Annotated in this window: 8 protein-coding genes and 1 rRNA gene (1 of these 9 running past the window's edge); 1 reads left to right on the top strand and 8 read right to left on the bottom strand. The window is 43.5% G+C overall.

Translation table 11 applies throughout. From position 1 onward, the window contains the following. The 7 genes from QPK24_RS04125 to QPK24_RS04095 all read right to left on the bottom strand — a co-directional run. A 16S ribosomal RNA gene (locus tag QPK24_RS04125) occupies positions 1-1200 on the bottom strand; it reaches 353 nt to the left of the window's first position. A gap of 529 nt (positions 1201-1729) precedes the next feature. Continuing rightward, positions 1730-2125, bottom strand: coding sequence for a hypothetical protein (locus QPK24_RS04120; RefSeq protein ID WP_285746430.1), 396 nt, complete (start codon positions 2123-2125; stop codon positions 1730-1732). Between the two features lie 725 nt (positions 2126-2850). Then, positions 2851-4692, bottom strand: coding sequence for an ABC transporter ATP-binding protein (locus QPK24_RS04115; protein ID WP_285746428.1), 1842 nt, complete (start codon positions 4690-4692; stop codon positions 2851-2853). Next, on the bottom strand, positions 4685-6421 hold the full coding sequence (locus tag QPK24_RS04110; RefSeq protein ID WP_285746426.1) for an ABC transporter ATP-binding protein: 1737 nt from the start codon (positions 6419-6421) through the stop codon (positions 4685-4687). Before QPK24_RS04110 ends, QPK24_RS04115 begins: the two co-directional genes overlap by 8 nt. A gap of 350 nt (positions 6422-6771) precedes the next feature. After that, positions 6772-8325 (bottom strand): acetate--CoA ligase, encoded by a 1554-nt coding sequence (locus QPK24_RS04105; protein WP_285749083.1) that lies wholly within the window; start codon positions 8323-8325, stop codon positions 6772-6774. Between the two features lie 346 nt (positions 8326-8671). Then, the gene (locus QPK24_RS04100; RefSeq protein WP_285746424.1) at positions 8672-9142 is read right to left on the bottom strand and encodes a GNAT family N-acetyltransferase; all 471 of its coding nucleotides are present in this window, start codon (positions 9140-9142) and stop codon (positions 8672-8674) included. A gap of 427 nt (positions 9143-9569) precedes the next feature. Further along, positions 9570-9947: a hypothetical protein gene (locus QPK24_RS04095; RefSeq protein WP_285746422.1), complete on the bottom strand. Its 378-nt coding sequence runs from the start codon at positions 9945-9947 to the stop codon at positions 9570-9572. Between the two features lie 166 nt (positions 9948-10113). Here QPK24_RS04095 and QPK24_RS04090 point away from each other — a divergent pair, with 166 nt between their 5' ends. Next, complete coding sequence (locus tag QPK24_RS04090) at positions 10114-10278, top strand: hypothetical protein (protein WP_285746420.1); 165 nt, start codon at positions 10114-10116, stop codon at positions 10276-10278. A 153-nt stretch (positions 10279-10431) separates the two neighbouring features. On the opposite strand, the gene QPK24_RS04085 is transcribed toward QPK24_RS04090, so the two are convergent. After that, the gene (locus QPK24_RS04085; protein ID WP_285746418.1) at positions 10432-10851 is read right to left on the bottom strand and encodes an organic hydroperoxide resistance protein; all 420 of its coding nucleotides are present in this window, start codon (positions 10849-10851) and stop codon (positions 10432-10434) included. Positions 10852-11163: the final 312 nt, after the last annotated feature.

The following is an 11163-nucleotide window of genomic DNA, read 5'->3' as shown; positions in this document are numbered from 1 at the left end:
ATCCCCACCTTCCTCCGGTTTGTCACCGGCAGTCACCTTAGAGTGCCCACCCGAAGTGCTGGCAACTAAGATCAAGGGTTGCGCTCGTTGCGGGACTTAACCCAACATCTCACGACACGAGCTGACGACAACCATGCACCACCTGTCTCCTCTGTCCCGAAGGAAAGGTCTATCTCTAGACCGGTCAGAGGGATGTCAAGACCTGGTAAGGTTCTTCGCGTTGCTTCGAATTAAACCACATACTCCACTGCTTGTGCGGGTCCCCGTCAATTCCTTTGAGTTTCAGTCTTGCGACCGTACTCCCCAGGCGGAATGCTTAATGTGTTAACTTCGGCACCAAGGGTATCGAAACCCCTAACACCTAGCATTCATCGTTTACGGCGTGGACTACCAGGGTATCTAATCCTGTTTGCTCCCCACGCTTTCGCGCCTCAGCGTCAGTTACAGCCCAGAAAGTCGCCTTCGCCACTGGTGTTCCTCCACATCTCTACGCATTTCACCGCTACACGTGGAATTCCACTTTCCTCTTCTGTACTCAAGTTACCCAGTTTTGGGTGCGACCCGAGGTTGAGCCCCGGGATTAAACACCCAACTTAAATAACCGCCTGCGCGCGCTTTACGCCCAATAATTCCGGACAACGCTTGCCCCCTACGTATTACCGCGGCTGCTGGCACGTAGTTAGCCGGGGCTTTCTTCTCAGGTACCGTCACTCCTTGAGCAGTTACTCTCAAGGACGTTCTTCCCTGGCAACAGAGCTTTACGATCCGAAAACCTTCATCACTCACGCGGCGTTGCTCCGTCAGACTTTCGTCCATTGCGGAAGATTCCCTACTGCTGCCTCCCGTAGGAGTCTGGGCCGTGTCTCAGTCCCAGTGTGGCCGATCACCCTCTCAGGTCGGCTACGCATCGTCGCCTTGGTAGGCCTTTACCCCACCAACTAGCTAATGCGCCGCAGGCCCATCCATAAGTGACAGATTGCTCCGTCTTTCTTTCTTCTCTCATGCGAGAGAAGAACCTATCCGGTATTAGCTACCGTTTCCGGTAGTTATCCTAGTCTTATGGGCAGGTTGCCTACGTGTTACTCACCCGTCCGCCGCTAAGTCTCAGAGAAGCAAGCTTCTCACCCGACTCCGCTCGACTTGCATGTATTAGGCACGCCGCCAGCGTTCGTCCTGAGCCAGGATCAAACTCTCCAATAAAGTTATTGAAAAGAGCGATAAGCTCATTTAGAAAATGCTGACGAGAACTTAAAGTTCTCTATTCAATTTGTTATGACCAACAAATTGAATTTGTATTGATTCACTCTCGAGTTTTACTTTCGTAAAACTCCTCGTTGTTCAGTTTTCAAAGATCAATCTCACTAACAACTCTCGTCGTCAGCAACTTTTATATCATATCATTTCCGGTTCAGAGTGTCAAGCTTTTTTTAGAAGTTTCATTCAACTTCGTTAAGTTGCTTGGTTATTCAGTGTGTTGCTTACTGGCTAACTTCTTGGCCGGAATTAGAATATACCATGCTGATATTAATTATGCAAGTACTTTTTTCAAAAAAATTAATACCCATATTTGTAATGCTATGAATGCAGTATACAAGTCCATCATCACAATCTATTTCTTCTATATAGAACTCCTTCTATTTTGAAAAATGAAAAAGCAGTCGATGATTGTATCGGCTGCCTCATTGTTTTATTGAACACGTTTAACGTAATACTAAACCGTCTAGAAAATTTAGAAAGATCCTGCTGCTTGTTTACTACGTGGTATTACACGAGTGACAGGATCATTTACATCTACTCCTTGAACTTCCCACTGTGTGGATTCATTCAACACGTAATGAAGTGTAATTGTTTTTTTCATATCTGAAACCCACAGCTTATCGCCGATAATGGAAGTGATTTCCGCTTTCACTCCTTCCTTACCCTCTGTAAACTTCACTTCCCATTCGTCAAAAATTAGAGGCGTTAAAAGGATTTTTTCATCCTTCTCTGCTGCATCACCTAATAGAATGTTAGAGGCTGACGTCTCAGCATCTCGTATTACCTGATCGGGTGTAGGTAACTTGGGGTTAGACTCACCTCCACAAGCTACTAATCCAAGGAGCAATAAAAAAACCAGACTATTCATACAGAATTTTAATATGATGAACTCCCCTCTCTAACTTAACAATTGGTTGAATAAAGATATACTTTTCCCTTATCACTCGAACAAGTAACCATCCTTCATTAGACACGTTGCTTTCCTTAAAGAAGCAACGTCCGTCCCCTGCCCACCCCCGTATCAGGGGGAGCTGTTTTTCCTCTCTACTTTGCAGACTCCAAAAGCGTAACTTCAGGGATTTAGGTGATCTCGAGATTTGGGCGACTTTTGGCTTTGGCTGGACCTCCTACTTCGGAGCAATACCTCGTCCAGACAAAACAAGCGGAGCACAGAGCTCGTGAACACCGTTTCCCATCCCACTTACGCTAATCACAGAGCTCGTGACACTGTACTCCCATTCCACTTACGCTAATCACAGATCTCGCGAATACTGTACCCCCATCCACTTACACTAACCACAGAACACCGTATTTCTCCTTCCACGAACAAGTAATCATCCTTCATTAGACACGTTGCTTTCCTTAAAGAAGCAACGTCGTCCCCTGCTCACCCCAGTATCAGGGGGAGCTGTTTTTCCTTCTCTTCTTTGCAGACTCCAAAAGCGTAACTTCAGGGATTTAGGTGATCTCGAGATCTGGGCGACTTTTGGCTTTGGCTGGACCTTCTACTTCAGAGCAATACCTCGTCCAGACAAAACAAGTGGAGCACAGGGCTCGTGAACACCGTTTCCCATCCCACTTACGCTAATCCTATTACACCACGTTCTTTTTCAGCTGCGCATGATACAACTCACTATAAAATCCGTTCGCCCCCAGCAACTCCTCATGCGACCCTTGCTCAATCAGCCTCCCATGCTGCATCACAAGAATCTTGTCAGCCTGGCGAATTGTATTCAGCCGGTGAGCAATAACAAAGCTGGTTCTGCCCTGCATCAGACGCTGCAATCCTTCTTGAATCTTAATCTCCGTTACCGTATCAATACTGCTGGTCGCTTCATCAAGAACAAGCATAGCAGGATTCGCGAGCATTGCCCGGGCAATAGCGAGCAGTTGCTTTTGACCCTGACTAATCCCGCTCCCATCAGCATGAAGTACTTGGTCATAGCCATTCTTAAGTCTAGTAATAAAAGAATGAGCATTCGCCATCTTTGCCGCTTCCTCTACTTCTTCATCGCTAGCGTCCAAGCGACCATAGCGGATATTTTCACGAATCGTTCCCTCAAAAAGGAATGAATCTTGCAGTACAAAAGCCATATGAGAGCGCAGACTCTTCCGCTGTATGGTCGTTACATCCTGACCATCTACGGTAATCGTTCCTTGATCAGGACTATAAAACCTCGAAATTAACTGAATCAGCGTAGTTTTACCTGCCCCTGTAGGTCCAACAAGTGCAATCATTTCCCCTGGTTTGGCTTCAAAAGAAATATCCTGAAGAGTAGCTCCTTTTTCTTCATAGCCAAAAGAAACATGTTCAAACTTCACGGCACCTTCTACATGACCTAATTTCTTAGCTCCAGCTTCATCTATTACCTCAGGGTCTTCGTCCATAATTTCAAAGACTCGCTCCGCTCCTGCAATCGCAGATAAGATTGTATTCCACTGGTTTGCGAGATCATTCAGCGGTCTTGTGAACTGCCGAGCATACTCAGCGAAAATAATAATGACCCCAACACTAATCGAACCTGAGATTGCCATAATCCCGCCAATCCCTGCAATAATGGCAAAACTAAGATTGTTCAGCCCATTCATCAGCTTGGGAATAAACCCCGATATCGTCTGGGCCCAAAATCCTGATAGACGAATTCGATCATTTCGCTCTTTAAACGCAGTAAGAACTCGTTCCTCCTGAGAAAAAGCTTTAATAATTCGCTGCCCAGACAAGGTTTCTTCAATATATCCGTTCAGTTCTCCCAAATTACGCTGACGTTCCTTAAATAAAGGACCCGTCCGTTTGGTAATCCAGCGCATACCTAGGGCCATCAAAGGAACAACGGTAAAAGTAAGCAGCGTGAGGAGCGGACTCAGTGTCAGCATGACAATAACGACACCTGCGAGTGTCAAAATGCTGGATGTAATCTGAATAATGGAACCATTCAAGGTTGCACTGACATTTTCAATATCGTTTGTCAGTCTGCTCATAATCTCGCCTTGCTGACGTTTGCCGAAGAAAGGAATAGGCAGTCTATGAAGATGTTCAAATAAATCATGTCGCATCCGGTACACCGTTTCCTGAGCCACTTCAATCATCCAAATATTCTGCAAGAAAGCAAAGAGTGGATGAAGAAGATAAACACCCCCGAGCGCCACTAAAAAGTACACCCATGTACGATCTCCCTCTCCCGCGAGATACGTATCTACCGCCGTACCAATAAGGTACGGCCCAAGCAGTGCTAACGCAGAAGTGAGAACGACCATAACAAGTACCAGAATCAGCTTCAGCTTTCTTTTTGCAAGGTAATCCCAGATTCGGCGCAGTGTCCACGACCAATTTTTCGCTTTGACTGCTTTTTTCCGGGTTCCCTGTCCAAGCTGATTTGTATCTTTCAGTGCCTCGGAACGCTCCTGACGAAACGGTTCGGCTAGTTGTTTAAGCATGCTGCGCCTCCTGTCCGTATTGGGATTCATAGATTCGGCGATATAGAGATGATTCGATAAGCAGCTGCTCATGTGTACCACTCGCAATCAGTCTTCCTTCATCAAGCAGTAAAATGAGATCTGCAGATAAAGTAGATGATATTTTTTGCGTAATAATAAACGTTGTACAAGATAATTCATTAAGTTCATCTAAAAGGGCGGCTTCCGTCTTCACATCGAGCGCACTTGTACTGTCATCGAGAATCAAAATTTGCGGATGACGAACGAGTGCTCTAGCAATAGATAGACGCTGTTTTTGTCCGCCTGACAGGTTGACACCCCGCTGACCAAGCATGGTATCGTAGCCATTTGGCAAGGAGAGAATCGTATCGTGGATTTGAGCTTTGCGAGCAGCCTCTTCCATTTCCTCAAGGCTGGCACTCTGATTGCCCCAAGCGATATTGTCACGTACGGAACCGGTAAATAGGACCGCTTCCTGCGGTACGTAACCAATCGCGTCTCGAAGTTGTTCCACCGGTATCTCTTGAATATTCTGATCCTGAATCGTAATTGTCCCCTCATTTGGCTCATATAACCTGAGGAGCAGCTGAACCAGCGAAGTTTTCCCCGATCCCGTGGCACCCATAATAGCGATCCGTTCACCAGGCTTCGCCTGAAATGAAATATCACTTAGAACATTCAGCTCTCCTTCTGGATAATGAAAATGAACCCCTCTATACTCAATAGCTCCTTGCAATGTTACTTTTTTAGAGGAATTTGAACTCTCCTTGGTATCGTACACATCCGGATCCATCAGCAGCACTTCCTGAATCCGGTTTACGGAAGCATTGGCCCGGGAAAAGGTTGCTACGATCCATGACAGCATCGATAATGCTCCCATTGTACGAACGGAATAGTTGATCACGGCGACGACTTCCCCGAGGGAAGCACTCCCCGTTGTGACAATCTCTTTGCGTCCAAACCATAAGATGAGCAGAACACTTGCATTCATAAGAAGCATAATAAAAGGCATGGTTGTCTCTGCGAGACGCTGAGCTGACATCGTTGAAGTCATTAACTTATGTATGGAACGGCCAAACCGTTCTACCTCATGACCCATACGTACAAACACACGAATAAGCCGTATACCAATGAGGTTTTCCTGCGCTACTCCATTCACTTCATCCAGCCGATTCTGTACATTCCTAAAGAGAACCGATACCTTTTTCATAATGAAGAAAATAAAAATGAGCAGGATGGGTACCGTGACCGCTAGAAACAATCCCAATTTCACGTTGACGATCAGTGCCATAATGACACTGCCGATGACCACCAGCGGTAACCTTGTTGCAAAGCGCAAACTCATAAATACCGTGTCTTGAATTTGTGTAATGTCACCAGTAAGCCGAATTATAAGTGAAGAGGTAGCAAAACGATTAAAAACCGCGTAAGAAAATGCCTGTACTTTTTCATACAAAGCTTCCCTAAGATCCGATCCAAAACCCTGACTCGCATGCGCTGCATAAAAAGAACTCGAAATCCCTGCTACAAAGGCGATTACCGCACTACCGAGCAAAAATCCACCCCATGTCCATACCACGCTCAGGTTCTCCTGCTGAATTCCATCATCAATAATCTTCTGAATGAGATAAGGTTGAATCAGTTCTACCATAAGCTCGAGCAGCAGCATAAAGAGTGCGGCGATTGCGGCTACCCGGTATTTCCGTAAATAAGTAAACACTAGGGCCATATTCATTCCTCCGACTTTGAAGCATATAGTCATAATCTAAATATTTCTACTCCACTAATACCCTAAATCATACACTATTATCCATATTATAGCGCATACATCCGCCTCATTCTTCACTCCACGAAAATTAAACCGTAAAATTCAGAACGAAGATTAAGATACATTCAGTTCGACTTTCAATTCAATTCAATTCATTTCGGTCTTATCAAAATAAAAAAAAAGCAGGTAAACTATTTGGACAAGTTTACCTGCGTTCTGGGCAGCCGAGATGATCTAGGCAGCCTTTGAATTATGATAAAGGTCATTTCATTCCATATAATTTGGAATCGAGACTCTTCTTTTTTTATATATCATGCCTGGTTTACTCTTTGTTTCTCTAGATTACGAAGCTCAATCCGGCGAATCTTGCCTGAACTTGTTTTGGGTAAGTCACTAATAAATTCAATCTTACGTGGATATTTATAAGGTGCTGTTATCTCTTTTACGTATTGCTGAATTTCTTTAATGAGAGTGTTGGAACCTGTGGTGCCGTCTTGCAGCACGATGAAGGCCTTCACGATATGCCCTCTGGTCTCGTCTGGACTTGCTACGACAGCACATTCTTTCACCGCAGGATGCTTCATGAGTGCTTCTTCCACTTCAAACGGTCCAATCGTATAGCCCGAGCTGATGATAATATCATCTCCGCGGCCTTCGAACCAGAAGTACCCTTCTTCATCGATGCTTGCGCGGTCTCCTGTTAGGAAATACTCCCCTTTTATACTTTGTTGCTTCCGATTCTCATCTAAATAATAGGCACTGAAAAGGGCTGGCATTTCTCTATGAACAGCAATGTTTCCTACTTCTCCAGGTGGAACCAGCTGTCCTTCATCATCGACTACCTGAACAAGTCCTGGAGACATGGACATCCCCATCGAACCTTTACGGAAAGGCATATCTTTCAGGTTACCGATCAAAAGCGTACTTTCCGTCTGGCCATAACCATCCCGAATTGTTATATCGAAATGGCGCTGGAAGCTGCTAATCACTTCAAGGTTCAGCGGCTCACCGGCAGATACGGCACTGCGCAAGCTGGATAAGTCATACTGACCAAGTCCATCTAGTTTTGCCATCAGCCGATATTCGGTAGGTGTACAGCAAAGTACATTAATTTTGTAATCTTGCAAAAACCGTAAATAACGTTTTGGTTCAAACGAACCACTGTATACAAATCCTGTTGCTCCATTTCCGAGTACAGATAGGAACGGACTCCAAATCCATTTTTGCCATCCAGGGGCTGCTGTAGCCCACACCGTATCTTGCGATTTGATATCAAGCCATGACGAAGTAATGCGAAGATGAGCGTAACCCCAGCCGTGAGTATGAACAACTCCCTTAGGATTGCCTGTTGTACCTGAGGTGTACGTCAGAATGGCGATATCATCCCGGTGTGTATCCACCGCCTTACGTACCTCTGGCTGTCCTTCCATCAGTTGATTCAGCATATGGTATCCCGCTTTTTCTTCTCCTGGTTTAGCAGCTACCGCAATTCGGTAATCCAAGGAAGGAATCGTTTCTTCTATCTTATCAACTTCGTCTGTCACACCGGACCATACAATGACAGCACGAGCTTTTGAATGGACAAGCCGGTAAGAAAGGTCTTTGGCTCTCAGCATCTCAGAAGAAGGAATAATAACAAGGCCAAGTTTCAAACAAGCGATATATATGGCGTACGCAATTACGTTTCTAGGTACCATAACAAGTACCTTGTCACCTTTTGTAAGACCAAGATCTGCAAGCCCGCCTGCAACTTGGTTTGCTTTTTTCAGCAAATTTCCATAAGTAACTTCCTCTTCATGTTCATGCTCATCCAAGCACTTGAGTGCTACGTTTTCAGCCGGATGATGTTCCATTTCTGATGTCATATTATAGTACTCCGGTGCAATCCAGTGCTCGTAATTCACGCTCCATCGTCTCCTTAATGTCATATAGGTATTAGGACCATTATAACATTTATTAGTACCTGGTGCTAATAAATAGATTTCTTATCTCCCTTTTTTTGCCTGGTGAAGACAAAAAAGCAAGGAATACAGCAGACTAAGTGTCCATACAAACCCCCTTATCTTTGCTAAGATTGTCTCATCTCAGCAATAATAAGGGGGCATGAACATCTTACCTATACTTTGACCGTACAATAACAATAGAGTAAATGGGTGCGGTGCGGTGCGGTGCAGTTCAGTACAGTTCAGTACAGTGCAATGCAGTTCACTCTTACGAGAGCATCCCTCTATATATTCCAGGAACAGAACCTTCAATAACGGTAGCACCCGTTGTTTTTTCATAAAATGGGGCCGGTCCAGCTCCTCCGATAATCGCATATCCGTAGCCTTCCTGCTTCATATAATCCAATGCATACAGCAGCAGCATTTTCCCAATTCCGCGTCCACGCTCTTTCTCATCCACTCCGGTAGGACCAAAAAAACCTTTAGCCGTAGCGTCATAACAAGCAAATCCAAGCATCTTACCGTTCTCTACCGCAATAAGACAGGTAATAGGCAACCTGGAAAAAGCAACTTCCGCTTCACTTACCCATCCCTTACCGAAATGCTTTCCCACCCAGTCAGCGACAACATGCTTCTCTGGTGCAATCGCACGGCGGATCGTAACCCCTGTACGCTGTTCATAACTTCTTAGTGGTTCTATTTCAGGCAAATCATATAGTTTCACAAGCATATCGGGCATAAGACGTACCTCCGCTATTTTTTTGTATTGATGTGGAACAAGAATATTGTTACGCAGCAAACTGTTCGACATAGAGCAGGTATTTTTAGAATTTATTTTTCTATAAGTATACTCGGATAATGGTCTTATTGGCATGTTCTAATGCGCTGTCTATTTGCAATAACTTGCGATGATGAGATGAACCGCATCTTTATATAAATTTGCTAACCTGATCTTCTTCTATCTAATCTACAAAATAGTTAGTTCTCTTGTCATGTCTATGCTTGGCGGCATGATGGCCAGCTTTTTATAGTTTCATCTCAACTGGTAACCTAAATTATAAAAAAGAAAGAATCTATAGCAAGATAAAAATCCCCCTGATCATCTGATAAGGTAGTAACCTTGAAGATATGGCAGAGGGATTTTGGATTTTACGTTGTAATCCTAGTTATAGATTCGCGATCATTATTATGTACGTAAATAGCTTAGCCAGATCTCTCGAGGCATTCGGTCCCAGCTGAAGCGCGGGCTTTCCAGAACTCATCCTAATATCACCATAGATTATGCCCCAGTCACTTGTATATTTCGGCTTTACTGGTTCTGGCGGTTCAAGACCGTACTTATCCATTATCTGTTCCCTTAATTCGTTAGATAATGACAATTCCTTACCCTCATCAGGGATGTTTACCCGCTCCATCTTAGTAGAAATCGTACTAATACGATCTGCTTGTACCTTGCTGCTCGTTGCCTCCTGTGCTTCAGCAGTTTCGAGTTGAAACAATAAGAGAACCGCACATAAGAAGGTACAAATCATTCCTTTATTCATTTCTTTTCTCCCCTTCTAAAACATATCTCTTTGTAGACTATACTAAAATGGTATAATTAAGTTTAAATGACAAAAATAACCACGTAATCATCTTGAAATGAAAAGCTACTATAACACAGAATCATCGTTCTCTCCATGGTTATAACCTATAATAAGGAGGCGCAAAATGGTATTTTTGATACTTTTACTCTTAGTCATTATTATTTTCTTGCTGCTTAACATTAATGCTAAAATTCCACCGCGAGATTATGTGAAAGAGGCTCTTGAGAGAGATGAAAAATGGCGTCAGGACATCGAAAAGAAAAAAGAACAGGAACAATGGGAAACGTAAGAATTCCAGTACTCGTCCCAAACAAAAAATGGATACCGCTTTGGTATCCATTTCTGACTGCGGACAAACTAGCTTAAACTAGTTTGCCTGCGGTCTTTTTTATTGATATTACTTGTTAGTTCTAACCAGTTTCTTCTATTGAAAATAACTGGCTTATTCCAAACCTACTGTAACATTTACATTTCCATTAATGGCTTTGGAATAAGGGCAATAATCATGAGCTAGTTTCACATACTTCTGTGCTGTTTCCTCATCCAATCCATCAATACGAACGTTCAGTTCGACTTCTAGTTTAACTCCGTTATCCTCAGGATCTGCTTTTAACATCACCGTCGCGGTTACTGTGCTCTTCTCAATCTTTACTTGATTCTTCTTCAATTGGAATTCCAGCGCAGAGTTAAAGCAAGCACTATATCCCGCAGCAAATAATTGTTCCGGATTAGTCGCTGTTGTTTCTTTTCCTCCAAGTTCAGGCGGGGATGCAACTTCCAGCAAGAATGTATTATCTGGAGATTGTACAAATCCTTGGCGTCCACCTGTGTTAATTACGGTTGTCTCATATAATGTTTTCATCGTTTTCTTCTCCTTTAGATTACTCATGTATTTTGTTTCTTGTTTCGATTCTCTCTAGTTTCGCTTCTCGTAAGTTTTGATTCTCTCTAGTTTCAATTCATCTTCGTATTAATTCCAACTCAACTTAATTAACTTTAAAAATATTTAATTACCAACAATTCAATTGTACACAATCTAATATTGAAAGTAAACCCTTTTTTAAAAATGAATGACTTTTACTCTCTTTCCGCTTTTCAGAAATGCTGAATAACATTTTCTCAATTAACGAACACTATCTCTGTCCTTTTTAAATATGTCCCTAGGTTGTAGGGG

The organism is Paenibacillus polygoni (genome assembly GCF_030263935.1).
In the GTDB taxonomy this organism is placed as follows: domain Bacteria; phylum Bacillota; class Bacilli; order Paenibacillales; family Paenibacillaceae; genus Paenibacillus; species Paenibacillus polygoni.
Note: the sequence above shows the minus strand (reverse complement) of the source record. Positions and strands in the feature narration are given on the sequence as shown.